The organism is Pseudomonas protegens, from assembly GCF_013407925.2.
Classification (GTDB): domain Bacteria; phylum Pseudomonadota; class Gammaproteobacteria; order Pseudomonadales; family Pseudomonadaceae; genus Aquipseudomonas; species Aquipseudomonas fluorescens_AP.
Genome location: NZ_CP060201.1, coordinates 1,613,624 through 1,634,599 on the forward strand (window position 1 = coordinate 1,613,624; position 20,976 = coordinate 1,634,599).

A 20,976-nucleotide genomic window follows, 5' to 3' on the forward strand; every position below is an offset into this window, starting at 1 on the left:
AGCGTCCAGGAAAGTCGGGCGCCTATGAAATCGCATCGGGCGAAAAAACAGAAGAGGCGCGCAGCACAGCGACGCATACGTTTTTCGATCCGATTGTTCAGATAACTCTGATTGAATGACATGAATTCGCACATGAGAATCACTTCCAAATAAATGGAGGTCTTTTCTCAATGTCCAGTTCTGCCCGCCCACATTCATGGAAGTTGTGGTCCACATCCCTTGGCTTGATGGCGATTGGCGAAGCCAGTCTGGCCACCGACGCCGACCACACGGAGCCCCCGCAGGCGGCGCCGGTGACCCTGGCACCCACGGCGGTACAGGGCGTTCACCTGCCCAGTTACAAGCGTGAAGCCTCGGACTCGGTGAAGTTCACCGCCCCACTGCGAGAAACCCCAAAGTCGGTGACCATCATTACCGACACCCTGATGCAAGAGCGCGCCGTGTCCAGCCTGACCGACGCCCTGCGCAACACACCGGGCATCACCTTTGGTGCCGGCGAAGGCGGAACGCCGCTGGGCGACCGGCCCTTCATCCGGGGGTTTGAAGCCAGCACCGACATCATGATCGACGGCATCCGCGACGTCGGGCGCATGACCCACGAAGCGTTCAACGTCGAGCAGATCGAGATCGTCAAGGGCCCGGGCTCGGCCTACTCGGGACGCGGCTCCACCGGTGGCACCATCAACCTGGTGAGCAAGGTGCCACAACAGGAAACCTTCGCCGCCGGCAGCCTGACCCTGGGCACCGATCAACTGCGGCGCAGCACCGTCGATCTCAACCAGTACCTGCCCGAACAGCACATGGCGCTGCGCCTGAACGCCATGAAGCATGAAGCCGATACCCCCGGGCGCGACGAGGTGCAAGTGACCCGTTGGGGCTTGGCGCCGAGCGTGTCCTTCGGCCTCAACACCGAGACCCGCGCCACCTTGAGCTACTACCACCTGCAGAGCGACGACATTCCCGACCAGGGTGTTCCGGTATCGGCCATCAGCGGCAAGCCGGTCAAGGTTGACCGGGACAATTTCTACGGCTTGAGCAAACGCGACTTCCGCAAGACCTCGGCCGACCTGTTCACCCTGCAGCTGGAACACGACATCAACGACCACCTGACCCTGCGCAACAGCACCCGCCAGGGGCGCAGCATGCAGGACTACATCATGAGCCGCCCGACCTTCGGGGCGGACAGCGACAGCGTCAAGAATGAGCTGGCCGGGGTGGTACTTCGCGGCCCGGCCCGGGGGCGCAACGTGGTCAACACCTCGCTGATCAACCAGACCGACCTCTTCGGCAAGTTCGACACCGGCTCCATCGGCCACAGCTACAGCGCCGGCCTGGAATTCTCCCGCGAGCGGATCGACGTGAAGAACCGCTATGCGCCGAAAAAGACCGAGACCGACCCGGGCGACCTCAACCACCCCAACCCGCAAGACCCTTACGCCCCTGTGCCACGCGGCGACGGCAGCCACGACGTCACCCGGCACAACAACCGCGCCCTGTACGTGATGGACACCCTGGCCCTGCATGAGCAATGGGACCTGAACCTGGGAGCGCGCTTCGACAACTACCATGTGCGCGATGACGCCCAGAGCAACCGCAACAACATCTGGACCTACCAGAGCGGCATCGTCTTCAAGCCCTTGCCCTACGGCAGCATCTACCTGTCCTACGGCACCTCGTTCAACCCATCCGGGGAAACCGCCGGGCAATCGGGCGGTGCCGACGGCGCCGCGGGCGGCCGGTTGAACAACCTGGACCCGGAAAAGAGCCACAGCATCGAACTGGGCACCAAGTGGGACCTGTTGAACGAACGCCTGTCCCTGACCGCGGCCCTGTTCAAGACCGAGAAGACCAACGCCCGGACCTACGACCCGATCAGCAACGAGGTCACGCTGGATGGCGACGTCGAGGTGAAGGGGTTTGAAGTGGGCGCCACCGGCCATCTCACCGAACAGTGGGAAGTGATGGCGGGCTACACCTACCTGGATGCCAAGACGGTCAAGTATGCGTCCGGAAAAAACACCAACTTCGATGGCAACCAGGCCAAGTTCATCGCCCCCAACAGCGGCTCGGTCTGGACCACCTACGCCCTCACCGACCGCTGGAAAGTCGGCGGCGGCGCCAACTATGTGGACAAGCGCTACACCAACGATGAAAACACCCGCAGCCTCGATTCCTACTGGCGCTACGACGCCATGGTCGCTTACCGGGTGAACAAGAACCTCGACCTGCAACTCAACGTGCTCAACCTCACCGACGAGACGTACTACGACGCCTCCCACGTGGGGATGTTCGCCATTGTCGCGCCGGGGCGTTCCGCCGAGCTGGCGACCAACCTGCGCTTCTGACACGAGCCGCAATACCTGGGGGACGATGGAAACTCCATCGCCCCCCAGGGCGTCATGGCAACAAGGCCTGGATATCGTTCCACAGCGCCCGAGGGACCTGCACTCCCTGCTCCAGGCTGCGGGCCCGGGCCGCAAAACGCCGCTGCGACGGCAACCGCGCGCCCTGTTCGGTAATCGCCGCAAACAGCCCTTCTGCCCGCTCCAGCCCCTGCTGATAGTCCTCGCCCAAAAACACCTTGGGATCGAACGCCAGCACCAGTTCGCCGTGGCAAGGCGTGGCTCCCACACCCTCGTCGAAGGCCATGGACTCGGCACTGGTCAGGTCACCAATCAAGGCCCCGGCCAACAACTCGATCATCGCCGCCAGGGCCGAGCCCTTGTGCCCACCGAAAGTCTGCATGGCACCCTGCAGCGCCGCCCTGGCATCCGTGGTGGGCTGGCCATGGGCATCGATCGCCCAGTGCTCGGGAATCGGCTTGCCCTGGCGCGCATACAGCTCGATATCGCCGCGAGCGATGGCGCTGGTGGCGAAGTCAAAGACAAAGGGGTGAGCCCCAGGCCGCGGCCAGGCAAAGGCCAGAGGGTTGGTGCCAAACACCGGATGGCGCCCGCCGGCCGGGGCCACCCAGCTGTGGCTGGGGTTCATCGCCATACCCACCAGGCCGCAGTCGGCAATCGCCTCGACCTCCGGCCACAGCGCGGAAAAGTGAAAGCAGCGCTTGATCACCATCGCCGCAATGCCCTGGCTGCGGGCCTTGTCCGCCAGTAGCGGCAAGCCGCTGTGAAAGCCCAGCAGCGAGTAACCGTAATGGGCATCCACCTCCAGCACCGCCGGCGAAATGTGCCGCAGGCTGGGTGCAGCCCGGGGATCGATCTTGCCCTCGCGCACCGAGCGCACGCAGCCCAGCAGGCGGTACACACCGTGGGAGTGGCACTCGTCACGCTGGCCCTGGGTGATGACCTCGGCGATCACCCGAGCATGGGCCTCGGACAGACCATGATGGGTCAGGACCCGATACGACAGAGCGCGGACTTCATCCAGTGACAGGGTGATGTATTCAGACATGCTGGAACCTCTATGGCAGGTGGGGAACGCTCCTGTGGGAGTGTCTGGGTGGATGGAGGGGGCAGCAGGGGCGGGCGCGACGGCACTCCCCGGAAGGCGCGCCGCCGTGCCCGGGATCAACCCGGGAACCGACCGTCGAGCAGTTGCGGCACCTGCAACGGATTGGCCCGGTGCAGCTCGGCCGGCAACAGCGCCTCGGGCAGGTCCTGGTAGGCCACCGGGCGCAGGAAGCGCTGGATCGCCAGGCTGCCCACCGAGGTGCTGCGGCTGTCGGAAGTGGCCGGGAACGGGCCACCGTGGACCATGGCAGGGGTGACTTCGACCCCGGTGCCAAAACCATTGGCCAGCACTCGCCCGGCCTTGCGTTCCAGCAGTGGCAACAACGCCTGCACCTGCGGCTGATCGCCCTCGCTCAAATGAACGGCAATGGTCAGTTGGCCCTCCAGGCTCTGCAGGACCTGCTGCAGGGCAGTCATGTCGGCGCAGCGGACAATCAGCGAGGCCGGGCCAAAGACTTCCTCGCGTAATTCGGGGCACGCCATGAAAGCCGCGGCCGAGGTGGCGAACAACGCCCCGCGCGCCTGCTGGCCCTGCCCTTCCGGGCCCTGGGCCAGGGTCTGCACCCGGGCATGCGCCGCGAGGATGGCCACGCCTTGGCAGTAGCTGCGGTAAATGCCCGGCGTGAGCATGGTCTGCGCCGCCACGTGGCCGAGGGCCTCAGCGGCGGCCCGCTCAAAACGCTGCAACGCCGGCCCATCGACGCCCAGGATCAACCCCGGGTTGGTGCAGAACTGCCCGGCGCCCAGGGTCAGTGAGGTAACGAATGCCGAGGCAATAGGTTCCGCGCGCTCCTCCAGGGCATGGGGCAACAGCAGCACCGGGTTGATCGAGCTCATCTCTGCATAGACCGGAATCGGTTCGGCGCGCGCCGCGGCGATCTGCATCAGCGCCATCCCGCCGCTGCGCGAGCCGGTGAAGCCCACGGCCTTGATCCGCGGGTCCGCCACCAGCCCCTGGCCGATGCTCCGGCCACTGTCGAACAGCAGTGAAAACACGCCCTCGGGCATCCCGTGCTGCCGAGCCGCCCGAGCGACGGCCCGGCCCACCAGTTCCGAGGTGCCGGGGTGCGCCGAGTGCGCCTTGACGATCACCGGGCAGCCCGCCGCGAGGGCCGAGGCGGTATCGCCGCCGGCCACAGAAAACGCCAGGGGAAAGTTCGACGCGCCGAACACCGCCACCGGCCCCAGGCCAATCTGCCGCAAGCGCAGATCGACCCTGGGCATTGGCAGACGTTGCGGTTGCGCCGGATCGATCCGTACCCCGAGGAAACCGCCCTCGCCCAGCACCTCGGCAAACAGCCGCAACTGGCCGACGGTACGCCCGCGCTCGCCTTCCAGGCGGGCCCGGGGCAAGCCGGTTTCCAGGTGGCAGCGTTCGATCAGCTCATCACCCAATTGAAGAATATTCTCGGCAATGCCCAGCACAAACGCCGCGCGCTGCACCAGGGGCCGCTGGCGATACTCATCAAACGCCGCCTCGGCCAGGGCGCAGGCCCGCTCAAGCTCGGCCGCCCCAGCTCCGCCGAACGCCGGTTGCAGGCGCTCGCCGCTGGCCGCGGCCACTGCATGCAGCCTGCCATGGCTGCCCCACACGGCGCTCTGGCCGATCAGCATGTGTCCTGTAACAGTCATGGATTACCTCGTCTGGTGAACGTTCTGCGGGTCATTGCGCCTCATCGCCGTCCAGCAGCAGCTTGGCCTCGGGCACCCCGGTGTGGGCACCCCAGTAGTAGATGCACAGGGCCATGAGGCTGACGCTCAAGGTGTCGTAGGGATGGGTCAGGGCAGCGATGCCGCCGAAGCTGCCCAGGTAGGAAATGACCATGGTCAGGGCATAGAAGGCGATCAGCCACAGCGATGAGCGCACCTGCTCGCCGATGCTCAGGTGGTCGGTGGGGACCAGGCGCTTGCACAGCAGGTAGATCACGAACATCAGGATCTGCAACCCCAGCAGCCAGGACACCGTGCCCCAGCCGGACCAGTAGACGATCAGCGCGGCGATCACGAAGGACACCGGGCCCAGCAACGCAAACGCGCTGACCCGGAACGGCCGCGGCAGCTGCGGTGCGCTCTTGCGCAACGCCGCGACGCTGATGGGGGCCACCGCGTAACTCAGTACCAGGGCCGCCGACACCACGTTGATCAGCGCCTCCCACGAGGGGAACGGCAAGGTCCAGAACACCGACAGGCCGAAGGTCAGCCACAGCGCCGGGCGCGGGATGCCGGACTGTTCATCGATGCGGGTGAAGATCTTGAAGAAGGTCCCGGTGCGGGCCCAGCCATAGACCACCCGCGGCGTGGCGTTCATGTAGATGTTGCCGCAGCCGCTGGGGGAGATCACCGCGTCGGCCACCACCAGATAGGCCAGCCAGCCGACCCCGAGGGTCAGGGCGATGTCGCGGTACGGCAGGGAGAACTCCTTGCTGATGCCGCTCCAGCCGTTGGCCAGCATCTCCGTGGGAATGCTGCCCAGGAACGCCAGTTGCAACAGGCCGTAGATCAGGGTCGAGAGCAGCACCGAGAGAATCAGCGCGATGGGAATGGTGCGCTGCGGATTGCGCACTTCGCTGGCCACGGAAATGATCGGCGTCAGCCCCAGGTAGGCAAAGATGATGCCCCCGGCCGACACTGCCATCTCGATCCCCGACAGGCCAAAGGGAGCAAAGCCCTGGATATGGAAGTTGTCCGGCTTGAAGAAGGTGAACAGCACCACGATCACCAGCAGCGGCACGATGAACTTGAACAGGCTGATGAAGTTGTTGGACTTGGCGAAGGTCTTGACGCTGGAGTAGTTGAGCCAGAAGAACAGGCACAACAGGGCGAACTGCAGCAGCCAGCCGATGATGGTCGGGTTGCTGGAACCTTCGTGGGTCAATACCGGGAACCAGGCCGCGGCGTACTGCCGGGCTGCCACCACTTCGATCGCCACCAGGCTGGAAAACGCAATCAGGGTGATGAACCCCATCAGGTAGCCCAGCAGCGGGCCGTGGGAGAACACCGGGTAGCGCACCACGCCGCCGGCCCGGGGCAGGGCCGCCCCCAGCTCGCAGTAGACGATGCCCAACAGCAGCACGGCGAAGCCGCCCAGCAGCCAGGAAAAGATTCCCGCCGGCCCGGCAATCGCCGAAACGTGGCTGGCGGCGAACAGCCAGCCGGAACCGAAGATCGCACCCAGACCGATAAAGGTCAGGTCCACCAGAGAAAGTTGCTTCTTGAATTTGCCGTTGCCTGACATGGGGCTGCGCCTTTTTTGGGTTATTGGAATAGGCAGGTCGTATGTCACGTCGGCGGGGTCGCCCGACGCTTGCAGCACATGCGCTGTTGCGCAGGCGGGCGCCCCACCCGGGGCGCCCGGCAAGGGACTACAGGCCGACGTCCGGCAGGCTTGGCCGCGTGGCCAGGGCCTTGGCGACTATGGCTTTGACCTCGTCCAGGGTTTGCCCCTGCAGCGCCAGGCGCGGCGGCCGGGTGATCGACGAGCCGCGGCCCACCAGTTCTTCGCAGAGCTTGATGCACTGCACCAGATCCGGACGGGCATCCAGGTGCAGCAGCGGCATGAACCAGCGGTACAGGGCCAGGGCCTCTTCGAAGCGCTTGGCCCTGGCCAGGCGGAACAGCGTCTCGCCCTCCCTGGGGAAGGCCACCGACATGCCCGAAACCCAGCCCTCGGCGCCCACCGCGACGCTTTCCACCACCACGTCATCGAGCCCGGCGAACAGCACGAAGCGATCGCCGACCGCGTTGCGCAGGTCGATGAAGCGCCGGGTATCACCGGAGGAATCCTTAAAGCAGACGATGTTCTCGCAGTCCTGCAAGGCGATCAGCACCTCGGGGGTGACGTCGTTCTTGTAGATCGGCGGGTTGTTGTAAACCATCACCGGCAAGTCGGTGCCGGTGGCCACGGCGCGAAAATGCGCGGCGGTTTCATGGGGCTTGGCCGAGTACACCAGCGCCGGCATCACCATCACCCCATCGGCCCCGACCCTGGCCGCCTCGCGCACCGTATGGCGGGCGAACTCGGTGGTGAACTCGGCCACCCCGGCAATCACCGGCACCCGCCCCCCGGCGGCGTCCTTGGCGACTTCGATCACCGCGAGTTTCTCGGCGGTACTCAGGGAAGTGTTTTCGCCCACGGTGCCGCACACCACCAGGCCGGACACGCCATCGTCCACCAGCTTGCGCATGACCTGGTGAGTGGCCTGCAGGTCGAGGGAGAAATCGGCTTTGAATTGCGTGGTCACGGCGGGGAACACACCGCTCCACTGGATGGCTTTACGGCTCATGGTCTTGTCCTTGTTTGAGGTCGGCCGGGCCGACAGGCGTTGGAGACGCTATCCAGAGTCGCCTTTTATCCCCCTTGCAGCTTGAAGCTTTTCACCCCCGCGGGAGACGAAATCGGCACATTCGCCGATCGCCCGCGCGGTGCCTGCCCGGGCCCGGGTGCGCACGCACAACTGTGCCGATTTCGTCATCCGCGCCAGGGAAAACCCACAAGCGGCCGCCCTCTCGCCAGGGCCACTCTGTAGCTCTTTCCCCGCAGGTGCCGCCATGAAAAAAATAACCGTGATCGACTCCCACACCGGGGGTGAACCCACCCGCCTGGTCATCGACGGCTTTCCCGACCTGGGCCGGGGCTCCATGGCCGAGCGCCTGCAGGCCCTGCGCAGCGACCACGATCAATGGCGTCGCGCCTGCGTCCTCGAACCCCGGGGCAGTGACGTGCTGGTGGGCGCCCTGCTCTGCGCGCCCCAGGCCAGCGATGCCTGCGCCGGGGTGATCTTCTTCAACAACAGCGGCTACCTGGGCATGTGCGGCCACGGCACCATCGGCCTGGTGCGCTCGCTGTACCACCTGGGGCGCATCGACTGCGGCGTGCACCGCATCGAAACCCCGGTGGGCACGGTGCAGGCCACCTTGCATGAGGACCTGTCGGTGAGCGTGCGCAATGTGCCCGCGTATCGCTACCGCCGCCAGGTGGCGCTGCAGGTGCCGGGGCACGGCACGCTGCACGGCGACATTGCCTGGGGCGGCAACTGGTTCTTCCTGATCAGCGACCACGGCCAGCGCCTGGCCCTGGACAATGTCGAAGCCCTGACCCATTACACCTGGAGCGTGCGCGCGGCGCTGGAGGCCGCTGGAATCACCGGCGCCGGGGGCGGGCTCATCGACCACATCGAACTGTTCGCCGACGACCCGGAGGCCGACAGCCGCAACTTCGTCCTGTGTCCGGGCAAGGCCTACGACCGCTCGCCCTGCGGCACCGGCACCAGCGCCAAGCTGGCCTGCCTGGCCGCTGAGGGCAAACTCGCTCCGGGCCAGACCTGGCGTCAGGCCAGCGTGATCGGCAGCCAGTTCAGCGCCCACTACGAACTGGCCGGCGATCGGATCATTCCCACCCTGCGTGGCAGTGCCCATATCAGCGCCGAAGCCACCCTGCTGCTGGACGACAGCGACCCGTTCGCCTGGGGCATCGGCTCGTGAAGGTACAGGCCGAGGCCGATGTGATCGTGGTCGGCGCCGGCATCATCGGCGCCGCCTGCGCCCACGAACTGGCCAGCCGCGGCCTGCGGGTGCAGGTACTGGACGACGCCCGTGGCGGCGCCACCGCAGCCGGCATGGGGCATCTGGTGGCCATGGACGACAACCCGGCGGAACTGGCCCTGAGTCACTACTCCATCGGCCTCTGGCGCCAGTTGCGCGACCGCCTGCCCGAAGCCTGCGCCTACCGCAACTGCGGCACCCTGTGGCTGGCCGCCGACCGCGCGGAAATGGATCTGGCCCGGATCAAGCAGCAGACCCTGGCCGCACAGGGCGTCACCAGCCAACTGCTCGATGGCCCGGCACTGGCGGCCCTGGAACCGATGCTGCGCCAGGGCCTGGGCGGAGCCCTGCAAGTCCCCGGCGACGGCATCCTCTACGCCCCGGCCACCGCCCGCTGGCTGCTCGACAGCCAGCCGCTGATCCGCTGTCAACGCGCCCGGGTGCGCCACGTCGCCGGCAATCGACTGGAACTCGACGACGGCCGGGTGTTGCAGGCGCACAAGGTGCTGCTGGCCAACGGCTACGGCGCCCGGGAGCTGCTGCCGGCCCTGCCCTTGCGGCCGAAGAAGGGGCACTTGCTGATCACCGACCGCTACCCGCAGCAGGTAAGGCATCAATTGGTGGAGCTGGGCTATGCCGCCAGCGCCCACGCCAGCCACGGCACTTCGGTGGCGTTCAATGTTCAGCCACGGCCCACCGGGCAACTGCTGATCGGCTCATCCCGGCAGTTCGACAGCCTGGAGCCCGAGGTCGAGCCCCAGGTGCTGGCGCCGATGCTGCGGCGCGCGGTGGAGTACCTGCCGGCCCTGGCGCAGCTCAACGGCATCCGTGCCTGGACCGGCTTTCGCGCCGCCACCCCGGACGGCCTGCCGATCCTCGGCGAACACCCGCAGCAGCCGGGGCTGTGGCTGGCGCTCGGCCACGAAGGCCTGGGGGTGACCACCGCCCCCGGCAGCGCCCGGCTGCTGGTGCAGCAGATGTTCGGCGAATGCCCGGCGCTCGATCCGCGACCTTATCTGCCCGGGCGCTTCGCCCCCCTGACTGGAGAGTCCCCATGATCATCTACCTGGATCGACAGGCACTGGCCGTGCGCCCCGGCCTCACGGTCGCCGCCGCCGTGGCCGCCAGCGGCGACCCGCGGACCCGCAGCGCCTGCAACGGCGCGCCACGGGCACCGTTCTGCGGCATGGGCATATGCCAGGAATGCCGGATGAGCATCGACGGCCTGCGCCAACTGGCCTGCCAGACCCTGTGCCGGGACGGCATGCAGGTGGAGCGCAGCCAATGAACGCCCAGCGCCTGAGCTGCCAGATCCTGATTGTCGGCAGCGGCCCGGCGGGGCTGGCCGCGGCCCGGGCCGCCAGCCACTGCGCGCGCTCGATCGTGCTCATCGACGACAACCCGCGGCCCGGCGGGCAGATCTGGCGCCAGGGTCCGACACCCTCGCCGGCCGCCGCCGAACGCTTCCAGGTTGTGCAGCACCCGGCGGTGCGCTATCTGGGCGCGACCCGCGTGATCGCCGCCCTGGGCCCGCACCGCCTGTTGCTGGAGGATGCCCGCCAGGCCTGGCAGCTGGACTTCGAACAACTGATCCTGTGCTGCGGCGCCCAGGAACTGCTGCTGCCCTTTCCGGGCTGGACCCTGCCCGGGGTCACCGGCGCCGGAGGCCTGCAGGCCCTGCTGAAAAACGGCCTGTCCCTGCGCGGCAAAACCCTGGTGATCGCCGGCAGCGGCCCCTTGCTGCTGGCCACCGCCGCCACCGCGCGCCAGGCCGGGGCGCGGCTGCTGCGGGTGCTGGAACAGGCGCCCGCCACGGCGGTGCTGGGGTTTGCCAGCCAACTGTGGCGCTGGCCGAGCAAGCTGGCCCAGGCGGTGCAACTGCTCACCCCGGCCTACCGCTGCAACGCCCACGTGGTGGAGGCCCTGGGCGACCAACAACTGCAACGGGTACGCATCCGCCAGGGCCGGCACCTCGCGGAACTGGCCTGCGACTACCTGGCCTGCGGCTTCGGCCTGGTGCCCAATACCCGGCTGGCCAGTCACTTGGGCTGTCGCCTGGAACAGGGGGCCATAGTCGTCGACCCGCAGCAACGCAGCAGCCTGCCCCAGGTCCTGGCCGCCGGTGAATGCACCGGCATCGGCGGCAGCGAACTGGCCTTGATCGAAGGCGAGATTGCCGGCTGCGTCGCCAGCGGCCAGAGTGCCCGGGCCGCCACGCTGATCGACCGGCGCCGGCACTGGCAGGACTTCGCCGCACGGCTGCAACGGCACTTCGCACTGCAACCGCAGATCCTGCAACTGGCCCGTCCCGATACCCTGTTCTGCCGTTGCGAAGATGTGCCCTACGCCGCCGTCGCCGGCGCGACGGACTGGAACAGCGCCAAGCTGCACAGCCGCTGCGGCATGGGCGCCTGCCAGGGCCGGGTCTGCGCCAGCGCCGCCCGGCGTCTGTTCGACTGGCCCGAAGTGGCGCCGCGTTCACCCCTGGTGCCGGCCCGAATTGCCACCTTGATGCTCGACGCCTGCCCGCCGCACGCGGCAGACTGAAAACCGGCGCCGACGCTGGTCGGCCCCTGACCCAAGCCCTTTGCAGACCCTGGCTTTATCGACACAGATCCATCCCCCAAGCCCCCCACAGAGAGAGGCCGACGATGATCGATAGCGCACAGCTCCACCACTTGCCCAGGGCCATCGCCGCCAAATCCCCCGGGGACATCGACAGCCTGCTGGCCAACATGGCGCCCCTCGCCCCCCTGCTGGACTGCATCCCCAGCGCGGTGTTCTTCATCAAGGATTTGCAGGCCCGCTACCTGATCGCCAACCTGACCCTGGCCCAGCGCTGCGGCTTCAAGAGCATCCGCCCGCTGCTGGGCAAGACCTCCGCCGAGGTCTTTCCCGCGGTGCTCGGACCGGTCTACACCGAGCAGGACCAACGCGTGTTGCAGCAGGGCGTGACCATCAAGGGCCAGTTGGAACTGCACCTGTACGGCAGCCGCGAACCGGGCTGGTGCCTGACCCACAAGCTGCCGCTGTATGACCGCGACGCCCGGATCATCGGCATGGCCGGGATCTCCCTGGACCTGCAGGCCGCCCATGACACCCATCCGGCCTATGCACGCCTGGCGGCGGTGGACCGGCATATCCGCGAGCACTGCAGCGAAGCCATCCGCCTGCAGGACCTGACCCGCATCGCCAAGCTGTCCGCGGCCCAGCTGGAGCGCTACTGCAAGCGCATCTTCCACCTCACGCCGCGGCAGATGATCCACAAGGCGCGCCTGGAACAGGCCTCACAACTGCTGCTGACCCAGGAGCCGATCACCGAGGTGGCACTGCAATGCGGCTACACCGACCACAGCGCCTTCAGCCGGCAATTCAAGGCCCTCACCGGACTCAGCCCGCGGCAGTTCCGGCAGAACGCCGCGGCCCCGCTCACGCCTGACAGAAAGTGCGGTAGTCGAACAGGGCATTGAAGCCGGCCTTGCGGTAGATCGACAGACCGTCGAGCGAGGCCTCCAGCACGCACCACCTGGCGCCCCGGGCCTGGGCCAAACCGAGCACCGCGTGGATCAGCGCCGTGGCGTAGCCGCGCCCCTGGAAGCCCTGCAGCGTGCCGATATCGTCCAGCCGCGCCACCTCCGGCCCCAGGGACAGGGTCAAGGCACTCACCGGACGCTGATCGACATACAGGCTGAAATGGTGCAAGGCCCGGCCGGCCTGCAACGCCGCCCGATGCCGCGCCAGGTACTGCTCGATGGCCGCGTCCCCCGACTCGAAGGCACTTGCCACCGGCCGCGCCCAGTCCTCTAGATGCCGATCGCTGCAGCGCACCTGGCCCAGCCCCGGCGCGACCTGGCGCGGGACGCAGGTTGCAAGATCGAGCGCCATGCAGCAGGTCTGGTCCGCCGCCAGCATCTGCTGCTGGAGCAACTGCGGGCTATAACGCGCCACCTGGGCCTGGGGCATCACCACACAGAACGGCACGCCGGCGCCCTTGAGAAAGGCCACGCCCTCGGCCAGAGGCCCGGCGTTGTCGCGCTCGCTGCCCTGCATCAGCAGCAGGTTCAGGCTACTGGCGGCCACGCCGGTGCAATAGGCGTTCAGGTCATCGCCAAAGCGTCGATGGAACTGCGAGATGGACCCGAAGAAATAATCCTCGCCCCGATGGTACAGATCGCTGATCGCAGCACGCGGTGCCAGCGCCATGTCCTGCCTCCTTGAGCCTCGCAGCGCCAGGATCGACGCCGACTGCGGGCCACGTTAAGCCCGCAGCCCCGGCAGCTCCAGCACCATGCTGTTTTATGTGCGAAGCCAAGTATTGAGGGGTAAGCAGGCGCCGAAACGCCTGGCTCACTCATCACGACAGACTGCCGGCTGTTCTTCAGGAGGCCAATCGCCTAGTCGTAAAAACCCACGGTCTTCTTCAGATGTTCCGAATATTCATAGATCTCATCGACCGAACTGATCGGATGACGCGTTTCAACTTTGTCCTGGTCGAAAATGCCGATGTACTTTTGGGCACGGTTGAAATGCAGACGGCAAATGGGCTTGCGATTGTTGTCGTCGAGCAAGATACCGAAATAGCTCTGGGTATCACGTTGGACAATCCGCTTGGCATCGACCACCGAACGCACCACCGCTCGCACGATGTGATAACCCTCAAGCTCCTCCAGCGTCGTGAAAATCTTTTCATCCGGGCCGTCCTCCTCGGCGACCTCACGCCCATCGTTGATGGGGGCAGAGTGCGTCGTGATGACCGTCTGATTAGTGCCACTCATGGCTGATTTGAGGCGGTCATTGATCTGGTCATTGAGAAACTGCCCGATGGCCTTGCGTGTCAGCTCAGAGAACTGCTCCCTGACTTTCTGGGTAATCACCCCCTCATACACCCGAGAAGCAAAAACCTTCACAAAGTCGTCATCAGGTTTGCTGATCTGGGAGGCAATCACTTTCTTGATCTGACTGACGTACTTCAATTCGCCAGCTGCACTGAGTACTGAATCGACGTCAAACGCCGACTTGGTCAACTTGATCAATTCAGGAACGGAGTACTCGTCAATATCCAGCAGGTCGAGCTCAAGGAAAGGTTTCTCATCCATCTTGTTCGGTGCGTCCAGATCGGTGAAGAACTTGTACACCTGACCGTTGGTGAGAATGGAGATACGCGCACTGGTGACATGAAAATAACGAAACAACTGAGAAGCATGATTGATGTGCAGTGGCTCACCGATTTTCTTGCACTCGATGAGCATCTGCACCTCGCCGTCCTTGATGATCGCGTAATCGATCTTCTCGCCTTTCTTGGTTCCGACATCACAGACGAATTCCGGGGTCACCTCCATCGGATCGAAAACGTCATAGCCCAAAACCGTACTGATAAAGGGCATCACAAAAGCGTTCTTCGTAGCCTCTTCAGTTTGAATGGCTGCACCTTGCAAACGCACCTTGGCAGCAAGATTGGTTAGTTTTTCGAGAAATTCCATGAGAGACCTCTGACTGATTCCGATCCGTGAGTTAGCGTGCTGGCACTTTGACCGCCATAGATACTAGTCACAAACCGTCACAAAGACAGACATCCACATCAACGGGTGCGCACCTGGGCACCCGCCGGCAGCAAGGCAGAGAAAAACGCACCCGCTTTAGCAAACCGCCTCAAGGCTGAGGCGCCCTGGACGACTGCCTGCAACCACCACAGGCAGCCAGCAACCGCTCACGCCTCACCCCTCCAGCCGATCGATCGGGCGGCCGGCGCGCAGCGCCCTGGCCATCTGCAGGTGGTTTTCCAGTTTGGGCAGGGTTTCCTCGGCGAACGCCTTGAGCTCGGGAAGCTCGCTGGTTTGCGCCTGTTGGCGGATCTGCCGGATCGCGGCTTGGGTGGCCTTGATCTGGTTCGTGGCGTAGACGCGGTCGCTATCTTCGTCTGCGGGAAGTGCCCGCACCAGGCGCTTGGCCTGCTCCAGCAACTGCTCCCGGGGGGCCACCGGCAGGTCCAGCTGCCTGGCGATTTTCGCCAGGTGCTGATTGGCGGTGGTGCGATCGTCGATCACCTGGATGGTGTATTCCTTGAGCGCCTTGGATGAGCTCTGCCGATGTGCCTGGCGGCTGGCTTCGATATCGGCCATGGCCTGGGCCGAGGCCGCGTCGATGAAGGCCGCCGGGGATTGGGCCAGGGCGCGGCCGGCGCCAAGGCCGAGCAACAGGGCCAGGCCGGCGCGGCCCAGGACAGTGGCCAGCGTGTTCATGGGTGGGTTCTCCTCTTGCCAATCAATGCGGCGGGAGCCCGCGCCCCCGCCTGCATTGGGAAAACCCTGAGCGCCAAAGGTTTACCAGGAGCGGCGCCGAGACGACGAACGGCGACGCTCCCCGGCGTGATCCCGGGGCTGGATCAGGCCGCGGGCCTCAGGCGTTGGAGCGGCTCTTGCGCTCGCGCTTGGCCGCATACATGGCCTCGTCGGCATGCTTGAACAGCTGCTTTTCTTCCAGGCCATGTTCGGGGTACAGGCCGATGCCGATGCTCGGCAGGATATTCAGCCAATGGCCATCCAGGCGCAGCGGTTCGTTCAGCGCATGGCGAATTTTTTCCGCCACCTGCTGGGCATCGTCGCTGTGCTGCACGCTTTCCAGCAGCACCACGAATTCATCGCCGCCCATGCGCGCCACGGTGTCGGTTTCCCGCACGCAGCCCTTGAGGCGGTTGGCCACCGCTTGCAGCAGCATGTCGCCCACGGCATGCCCGCAGGTGTCATTGACCTCCTTGAACTTGTCCAGGTCGACGTACAGCAGGGCCATGCGTCCCGAATCGCGCCGGGCCCGGGCCAGGGCCGAACGCAAGCGCTCGCGCAGCAGCTCGCGGTTGGGCAGATGGGTCAGTTGGTCGTACTCGGCCATGTAGTGCAGGCGCGCATGCAATTGCGCGCGTTCGATGGCCGCCGCCAGCTGGGCACTGACGTACTGCAGCAGTTCCAGCTCCGCCTCACCGTAGCCTTGCGCGCCGGGGGCGCTCTTGACCATGAGCACGCCGATGGTGCCCTTCTGCGAATTCAGCGGCACCCCCAGCCAGCACCGCGGGCCTTGAATGCCCGCGAACTCGTTCCACAGATCCCGGCTCAACGGGCAGGTGGGCGCCAGCAGCAGGGACTGGCCGTGGTGCAGCACCTGGGCGCAAAAACGACCGATCAGGGTTCCAGGCCGTTCCGGGCTGCTTTCGCAATCGTCGACGTGGTAGGGAAAGCTCAGGCTGTCGCTGCGCTCGTCGTACAGCGCCAGGACGAAATTGACCGCCGGCAGCCACTCGCCGATGATCCGGTGCACACGCTTGAACAGCCCCAGCAGGTCTTCAGTGGCGTGGGCCGCCTCGGAGATGGCGTACAGCGCCGCCTGTTTCGACTCGGCCAGCTTGCGTTCGGTGATGTCCCGGGCCACGGCAATGCGCAACTGGTCCACCTCCGACCAGCGCGCCGACCAGAGGATATGCGCCACCCGCCCATCCTTGCGCAGGTAGCGATTCTCGAAGTTGGGCTTGGGCACACCGCCCATGATTTCCCGGGCGGCCTGCAGGGTGCGCTCGCGATCATCCGGGTGCACCAGCTCGATCATCCGCCGCCCGATCAGCTCATCGGCGGTGTAGCCGAAGACCCGTTCACAGGCAGCGCTGATGAAGACGAAGCGACCCTCGATATCCACGGCGCACACGGCATCCAGGAGCAGGTCGATGAAACTGGCCAGAGGCGCGGAGTTGTTGGTTGCCATCAGAGAAAGCTACTACCCATGAAAAATACGCTGAGTACCCATCCCTTGAGCCTGTTCGGCCAGCGTCGAGCACCGGCCTTACACCCTCGCAACCCGCGAGCGGCGTTATGCCTTGTTGCCGATCAGCCCCGGCACCGCATGCAGCAGGGCATTGATCGCGAAACCGATGAACATCACCCCGCAGACCCGGGTGATCGCCAGCTCGTGACGCTGATACCAACTGCGTACCTGCCGCGCACCGACCACGCCGATGAGAATAGCGTAAGCGCCGAGGCCACCCAGGAAGCTCAGGGCAATCAGGCCGGGCAGCATGGACCAGGTGAGCAGTTCGGCGCGGCTGGACAGCAAGGCGGTGAACGTCGCCACCGCCACCGGATAAGCCTTGGGGTTGGTCAGTCCGAAGACCACGCCGTGCCAGAACGGATGGCGCGCGGCGCCCTGGGGTTCATCGCCGTTGCCGCGACGGGCGCGGATCGCACGTATTCCCAGCCAGAGCAGGTACAGGCCACTGAGCAGGCCGAGGACATTGAACGCATCGCTGCCGATTTCCCGGGCGCCGACAATGGCGATCAGCGCCGTGCTGCACCAGAGCACATCCCCCAGCATGTGCCCGCCAAGAAACCCGGCGCCGGCCTTGCGGCCTCGGGACGCACCGATACCGAACACCGCCAGGACCCCGGGTCCGGGGGTGATGGCATAGATGAAACCCGAGGCGATAACGGCCAGCAACAGCGATGAGGTCATCGACAAGACTCCAGAGCGGATGCACCTCACGGGAACGCCAGGCACAGAACGAATCTGGCGGATTCTGCACGATCAAGGCACCTTGCCACCAGCAGCTTTCGTCAGCTGCTTACGGGCAGTTGCGCCTCAGTCGCTGGGGTAAAAGCGCATTCCCGCATAAGGATGTTCGCGACAGGCGCGTAATCGCGAGGCCAAGTCACCGACATGGGCCTCCAGTCGATGGCCATCGGGATCGAGAAAATAAAACGACGCGCCCTCGCTGCGGTTGCCGCGCCACGCCTGCACCCGGGCCTCTCGCAGGCGCTGGACCAGCCATGGAAAATCCGCAGCACCGACACCAAAGGCGTAATGGGTGTAATCGGCAACCGCCGGTGCCTGCCGTTGCGGGTCCAGGGACAGGCACAGCCACAGTCCCGGCAGTGACAGGTAGGCTCCTGCATCCCAGGTGGCCTCCAGACGCAGTTGCAACAGCGAGTGATAGAAGGCCAGGCTGCGGGGCAAGTCGCTGACCGCCAGGGTCAGGTGATTGAGACCGGTGAGCATCGCTTACTGCCCTTTCAGGGCTTTGCTCAGTGCATAGCGCTGGCCGTCATAATGCAGGGTCGCCAGCGTGTTCCTGGGCGGCAGATCGCGGCTTTCACAGCCATCACGGCCCTTGAAATGCCTGGTGCTGACTTCACGGGTACGCACGATCAGATCGGCGTAACCGTTGCGCTGGCCACTGCCGACTTCCAGGGTCCGGTGCAGGGTCCGGGAGCGGCCCTCGCATTCACCGCCCCAGCCAAACTCGCCGTTGCTCTCATCCATCACCAATCCTTCCAAAAGCGGCAGGACTTCCTTGTCTTCACGTCGATACAGGGTCAGCACGCTTTTCTCGTAGGGCATGGCACTGGAGCTGTGGTGATAGAGAACCCGCAGGCCAAAGGCCCGCTGCTCTTTATTCAAACGGTAGCGCCCGGTGTCGATCTGCAGCCCCTGCAGGGCCACGGCATCGGAGAACAGAGCGGAATCCTTGTAGTTGCTGGCCAGGGTCCAACCGGAGTCGATGTCCTGCAGCGACACGTCCAGGCTGTAGCGGCTGACGTCGCCAGCCTGGCTCTCGGGCATGGGCGTCGCCCGGGCACTGATGCTCAGTTCCGGCTCCGCGGGCCAGGGCTTGCAGACATAGAACTCTCCGGGGACATCCGTTGTGTTGTCACACCCCGCCTGCGCCGCCGTAACGCCCCCCCACCCGGCACAAAGGGCCAGGCCCAGGGCGCATGACTCAAGCCACTTCATCAAAACTCCCTCAGATACCGCTGTAGCCATTGGGCAGCACGTAACGCTGGCCGTCGTAATGCAGAGTGACGAGCACCGGCTTGGCGGTCACGGACTTGGACTGGCACTGGTCGCCGACTTGCTCACTGCGGGTACTGACGCTGACCGAACGCACGATCAGGTCGGCATAACCGTGGCTGCGGGTCTTGGCGATCTCCAGGGTACGGGTGGTTTTCGTCCCCTCCCCGGCACACTGGCCATCCCATTCGCCGTTGTAGGAGTGAGCCAGGAACTTCTCCAGCACCGGGCGCAGGGTGCTGCCCTCGCGCACATACAGGCTGAGCCAGACCTGGCTGAAGGGGTTGACCCGGGACGAGCCCTCGAACCCGGCCCGGACCCCGAACGCCCGCACCTGTGGCGTCAATTGAAAGCGCCCGGTGTCGAGCTTGACGCTCTCCAGGCGAACCGCGTCGGAAACAAAGGCCGCAGGCTGCGCATAGCGAGCCAGGACCTGTCCGCTGTTGCGCTGCAGCACGGCCAGTTGCAGGTTGTAGGTGCCGTCGCCGTTGCCGGTGTCGCTGGGGTCGGGAACCATTTCCGAGAGAAGGCTGATGCTCTGGTCGGCAAACGCCGGCCAGTCCTTGCACAGGGAAAAGCCCGGGACCTCGGCATTGCGCGGTGGCGGCAGGCATTGCGCCGCCACTGAGGTGGCGCTGGCCAGCAACGCCAGGCTGCCCAGCAGCGGGATCAGGGAAGAACGACGGAACATTCACGACTCCTTGTGACAGGCGGATACAGCGCGATTTCAGGTCGCACTATCCTCTGCCACGCGGGCGCTTTCAACGCTGGAAGCGGGCGTTTGGGAGTGGCAGGTGCCGGGGGAGCGGCTGCTGATACGGCGAGCTTTCCACATCAGACGGGCATGCGGGTAGAACCTTCGCCGGCAAGCCGGCTCCTACAGGACCTGTGACTGTAGGCGCTGGCTCGCGAGCAAAACTCCCCCTGGCTCAAAACGCGCTACGGAAAATCTCCTCGATCTGCCGTTGATCCGCCGGACGCGGGTTGGTCAGGCCGCAGGCGTCTTTCAGGGCGTTGGCCGCCAGCAGCGGAATGTCCTGCAACTTGGCCCCCAGCTCACGCAGACCGGCAGGAATCTCCACATCCCGGGCCAAGGCGCGAATCGCCGTGATCGCCGCCTGGGCGCCCTCTTCCGGGCTGAAGCCACGGATGTCCGCGCCCAGGGCATGGGCCACATCGGTCAGGCGCTGGGCACACACCGAGGCATTGAAGCTCTGCACATGGGGCAGCAGCACGGCGTTGCACACACCGTGCGGCAAGTCGTAGAAACCGCCCAGTTGGTGGGCCATGGCGTGCACAAAGCCCAGGGACGCATTGTTGAAGGCCATGCCGGCGAGGAACTGCGCATAGGCCATGTTCTCCCGCGCCTGCAGATCGCTGCCGTCGTGCACCGCCTGACGCAGGTTGGCGCTGATCATGCTAATGGCCTTGAGCGCGCAGGCGTCGGTGATCGGGTTGGCGGCGGTGGACACGTAGGCCTCCACGGCATGGGTCAGGGCGTCCATGCCGGTGGCGGCGGTCAGGCCCTTGGGCATGGCCACCATCAGCGCCGGGTCGTTGACCGAGAGCAACGGCGTGACGTTACGGTCGACGATGGCCATTTTCACGTGGCGCGACTCGTCGGTAATGATGCAGAAGCGAGTCATTTCGCTGGCGGTGCCGGCGGTGGTGTTGATGGCGATCAGCGGCAACTGCGGCTTGCTTGAGCGGTCGACCCCTTCGTAGTCGCCAATCTGTCCGCCGTTGGTGGCACACAGGGCAATACCCTTGGCGCAGTCATGGGGCGAACCGCCGCCCAGGGAGATGACGAAATCGCACTGCGATTGCTGCAACTGCGCCAGTCCCTGCTCGACGTTGGCGATGCTCGGATTGGGCTTGGCGCCATCGAAGATCACCGAATCGATGTCCTGCATGGCCAGCTTCTCGGCGATCATCCCGGCCACCCCGGCCTTGGCCAGGCCGGCGTCGGTGACGATCAGCGCCTTGCGAAAGCCATAGTTGCGAATGGCCTCCATGGCTTCGTCCAGGCAGTTGATACCCATGATGTTGACGGCGGGAATGAAGAAGGTGCTGCTCATGAGGAAGTCTCCGGGCGAAGGCCCAATGCGGGTGTCGATGCGGTGTATGCCCGACAGGATCG

General features: G+C 65.4%; 19 protein-coding genes. 6 read left to right on the top strand and 13 right to left on the bottom strand.

Translation table 11 applies throughout. The features are described 5' to 3' along the window. The first annotated feature begins 170 nt into the window (after positions 1-170). Positions 171-2,345 carry a TonB-dependent siderophore receptor gene (locus tag GGI48_RS07595; protein ID WP_179597700.1) on the top strand — a complete coding sequence of 725 codons (2,175 nt, stop codon included), beginning with the start codon at positions 171-173 and terminating at the stop codon, positions 2,343-2,345. A 52-nt stretch (positions 2,346-2,397) separates the two neighbouring features. Here the strand turns inward: GGI48_RS07595 and GGI48_RS07600 are convergent, their stop codons facing one another. The 4 genes from GGI48_RS07600 to GGI48_RS07615 all read right to left on the bottom strand — a co-directional run bounded on the left by GGI48_RS07600 (position 2,398) and on the right by GGI48_RS07615 (position 7,753). Beyond that, positions 2,398-3,411, bottom strand: a complete 1,014-nt coding sequence (locus GGI48_RS07600) for an Ldh family oxidoreductase (protein ID WP_179597702.1) — start codon at positions 3,409-3,411, stop codon at positions 2,398-2,400. 116 nt (positions 3,412-3,527) lie between these two features. Next, positions 3,528-5,102, bottom strand: a complete 1,575-nt coding sequence (locus GGI48_RS07605) for an aldehyde dehydrogenase (NADP(+)) (protein WP_179597704.1) — start codon at positions 5,100-5,102, stop codon at positions 3,528-3,530. Between the two features lie 31 nt (positions 5,103-5,133). Then, the gene (locus GGI48_RS07610) at positions 5,134-6,705 is read right to left on the bottom strand and encodes an APC family permease (protein ID WP_016963781.1); all 1,572 of its coding nucleotides are present in this window, start codon (positions 6,703-6,705) and stop codon (positions 5,134-5,136) included. 127 nt (positions 6,706-6,832) lie between these two features. After that, entirely contained in the window at positions 6,833-7,753 is a 921-nt protein-coding gene (locus tag GGI48_RS07615; RefSeq protein ID WP_016963780.1) for a dihydrodipicolinate synthase family protein, read from the bottom strand. Positions 7,754-8,018: 265 nt separating this feature from the next. On the opposite strand from GGI48_RS07615, the gene GGI48_RS07620 reads away from it, so the two are divergent. From GGI48_RS07620 to GGI48_RS07640, 5 genes are all read left to right on the top strand, one after another. Further along, positions 8,019-8,951: a 4-hydroxyproline epimerase gene (locus GGI48_RS07620; protein WP_016963779.1), complete on the top strand. Its 933-nt coding sequence runs from the start codon at positions 8,019-8,021 to the stop codon at positions 8,949-8,951. After that, entirely contained in the window at positions 8,948-10,069 is a 1,122-nt protein-coding gene (locus GGI48_RS07625; RefSeq protein ID WP_179597706.1) for an NAD(P)/FAD-dependent oxidoreductase, read from the top strand. The genes GGI48_RS07620 and GGI48_RS07625 overlap by 4 nt, the downstream gene beginning before the upstream one ends. After that, positions 10,066-10,299: a 2Fe-2S iron-sulfur cluster-binding protein gene (locus tag GGI48_RS07630; protein ID WP_047302368.1), complete on the top strand. Its 234-nt coding sequence runs from the start codon at positions 10,066-10,068 to the stop codon at positions 10,297-10,299. The genes GGI48_RS07625 and GGI48_RS07630 overlap by 4 nt, the downstream gene beginning before the upstream one ends. After that, entirely contained in the window at positions 10,296-11,558 is a 1,263-nt protein-coding gene (locus GGI48_RS07635; RefSeq protein WP_179597708.1) for an FAD/NAD(P)-binding oxidoreductase, read from the top strand. Before GGI48_RS07630 ends, GGI48_RS07635 begins: the two co-directional genes overlap by 4 nt. A gap of 104 nt (positions 11,559-11,662) precedes the next feature. Beyond that, a complete protein-coding gene (locus tag GGI48_RS07640; RefSeq protein WP_179597709.1) occupies positions 11,663-12,481 on the top strand; it encodes an AraC family transcriptional regulator in 819 nt (272 codons plus the stop codon). Here GGI48_RS07640 and GGI48_RS07645 read toward each other — a convergent pair. The 9 genes from GGI48_RS07645 to yiaY all read right to left on the bottom strand — a co-directional run bounded on the left by GGI48_RS07645 (position 12,441) and on the right by yiaY (position 20,914). Beyond that, entirely contained in the window at positions 12,441-13,214 is a 774-nt protein-coding gene (locus tag GGI48_RS07645) for a GNAT family N-acetyltransferase (protein WP_179597711.1), read from the bottom strand. The genes GGI48_RS07640 and GGI48_RS07645 overlap by 41 nt on opposite strands. A gap of 191 nt (positions 13,215-13,405) precedes the next feature. After that, entirely contained in the window at positions 13,406-14,491 is a 1,086-nt protein-coding gene (locus GGI48_RS07650) for a type I restriction endonuclease (RefSeq protein WP_179597713.1), read from the bottom strand. Between the two features lie 234 nt (positions 14,492-14,725). After that, positions 14,726-15,250 (bottom strand): DUF4142 domain-containing protein, encoded by a 525-nt coding sequence (locus GGI48_RS07655; protein WP_179597715.1) that lies wholly within the window; start codon positions 15,248-15,250, stop codon positions 14,726-14,728. 157 nt (positions 15,251-15,407) lie between these two features. Further along, a complete protein-coding gene (locus GGI48_RS07660) occupies positions 15,408-16,757 on the bottom strand; it encodes a GGDEF domain-containing protein (protein WP_179597722.1) in 1,350 nt (449 codons plus the stop codon). A 105-nt stretch (positions 16,758-16,862) separates the two neighbouring features. After that, positions 16,863-17,501, bottom strand: coding sequence for a LysE family translocator (locus tag GGI48_RS07665; protein ID WP_179597724.1), 639 nt, complete (start codon positions 17,499-17,501; stop codon positions 16,863-16,865). A gap of 126 nt (positions 17,502-17,627) precedes the next feature. Then, entirely contained in the window at positions 17,628-18,044 is a 417-nt protein-coding gene (gene fos / locus GGI48_RS07670) for a fosfomycin resistance glutathione transferase (RefSeq protein ID WP_179597726.1), read from the bottom strand. Positions 18,045-18,047: 3 nt separating this feature from the next. After that, on the bottom strand, positions 18,048-18,779 hold the full coding sequence (locus tag GGI48_RS07675) for a hypothetical protein (RefSeq protein WP_179597728.1): 732 nt from the start codon (positions 18,777-18,779) through the stop codon (positions 18,048-18,050). 10 nt (positions 18,780-18,789) lie between these two features. Beyond that, complete coding sequence (locus tag GGI48_RS07680) at positions 18,790-19,527, bottom strand: hypothetical protein (RefSeq protein WP_179597730.1); 738 nt, start codon at positions 19,525-19,527, stop codon at positions 18,790-18,792. A gap of 238 nt (positions 19,528-19,765) precedes the next feature. Continuing rightward, positions 19,766-20,914, bottom strand: a complete 1,149-nt coding sequence (gene yiaY / locus GGI48_RS07685; RefSeq protein WP_047302347.1) for an L-threonine dehydrogenase — start codon at positions 20,912-20,914, stop codon at positions 19,766-19,768. Between the last annotated feature and the right edge of the window lie 62 nt (positions 20,915-20,976).

What these genes read in the sequence shown, in the direction of transcription:
- GGI48_RS07640 (WP_179597709.1), top strand. Translation starts at nt 11,663, where the DNA reads ATGATCGATAGCGCACAGCTCCACCACTTGCCCAGGGCCATCGCCGCC.
- fos (WP_179597726.1), bottom strand. Translation starts at nt 18,044, where the DNA reads ATGCTCACCGGTCTCAATCACCTGACCCTGGCGGTCAGCGACTTGCCC.
- GGI48_RS07680 (WP_179597730.1), bottom strand. Translation starts at nt 19,527, where the DNA reads ATGTTCCGTCGTTCTTCCCTGATCCCGCTGCTGGGCAGCCTGGCGTTG.
- yiaY (WP_047302347.1), bottom strand. Translation starts at nt 20,914, where the DNA reads ATGAGCAGCACCTTCTTCATTCCCGCCGTCAACATCATGGGTATCAAC.
- GGI48_RS07615 (WP_016963780.1), bottom strand. Translation starts at nt 7,753, where the DNA reads ATGAGCCGTAAAGCCATCCAGTGGAGCGGTGTGTTCCCCGCCGTGACC.
- GGI48_RS07620 (WP_016963779.1), top strand. Translation starts at nt 8,019, where the DNA reads ATGAAAAAAATAACCGTGATCGACTCCCACACCGGGGGTGAACCCACC.
- GGI48_RS07595 (WP_179597700.1), top strand. Translation starts at nt 171, where the DNA reads ATGTCCAGTTCTGCCCGCCCACATTCATGGAAGTTGTGGTCCACATCC.
- GGI48_RS07610 (WP_016963781.1), bottom strand. Translation starts at nt 6,705, where the DNA reads ATGTCAGGCAACGGCAAATTCAAGAAGCAACTTTCTCTGGTGGACCTG.
- GGI48_RS07675 (WP_179597728.1), bottom strand. Translation starts at nt 18,779, where the DNA reads ATGAAGTGGCTTGAGTCATGCGCCCTGGGCCTGGCCCTTTGTGCCGGG.
- GGI48_RS07660 (WP_179597722.1), bottom strand. Translation starts at nt 16,757, where the DNA reads ATGGCAACCAACAACTCCGCGCCTCTGGCCAGTTTCATCGACCTGCTC.
- GGI48_RS07645 (WP_179597711.1), bottom strand. Translation starts at nt 13,214, where the DNA reads ATGGCGCTGGCACCGCGTGCTGCGATCAGCGATCTGTACCATCGGGGC.
- GGI48_RS07655 (WP_179597715.1), bottom strand. Translation starts at nt 15,250, where the DNA reads ATGAACACGCTGGCCACTGTCCTGGGCCGCGCCGGCCTGGCCCTGTTG.
- GGI48_RS07665 (WP_179597724.1), bottom strand. Translation starts at nt 17,501, where the DNA reads ATGACCTCATCGCTGTTGCTGGCCGTTATCGCCTCGGGTTTCATCTAT.
- GGI48_RS07635 (WP_179597708.1), top strand. Translation starts at nt 10,296, where the DNA reads ATGAACGCCCAGCGCCTGAGCTGCCAGATCCTGATTGTCGGCAGCGGC.
- GGI48_RS07600 (WP_179597702.1), bottom strand. Translation starts at nt 3,411, where the DNA reads ATGTCTGAATACATCACCCTGTCACTGGATGAAGTCCGCGCTCTGTCG.
- GGI48_RS07630 (WP_047302368.1), top strand. Translation starts at nt 10,066, where the DNA reads ATGATCATCTACCTGGATCGACAGGCACTGGCCGTGCGCCCCGGCCTC.
- GGI48_RS07605 (WP_179597704.1), bottom strand. Translation starts at nt 5,102, where the DNA reads ATGACTGTTACAGGACACATGCTGATCGGCCAGAGCGCCGTGTGGGGC.
- GGI48_RS07650 (WP_179597713.1), bottom strand. Translation starts at nt 14,491, where the DNA reads ATGGAATTTCTCGAAAAACTAACCAATCTTGCTGCCAAGGTGCGTTTG.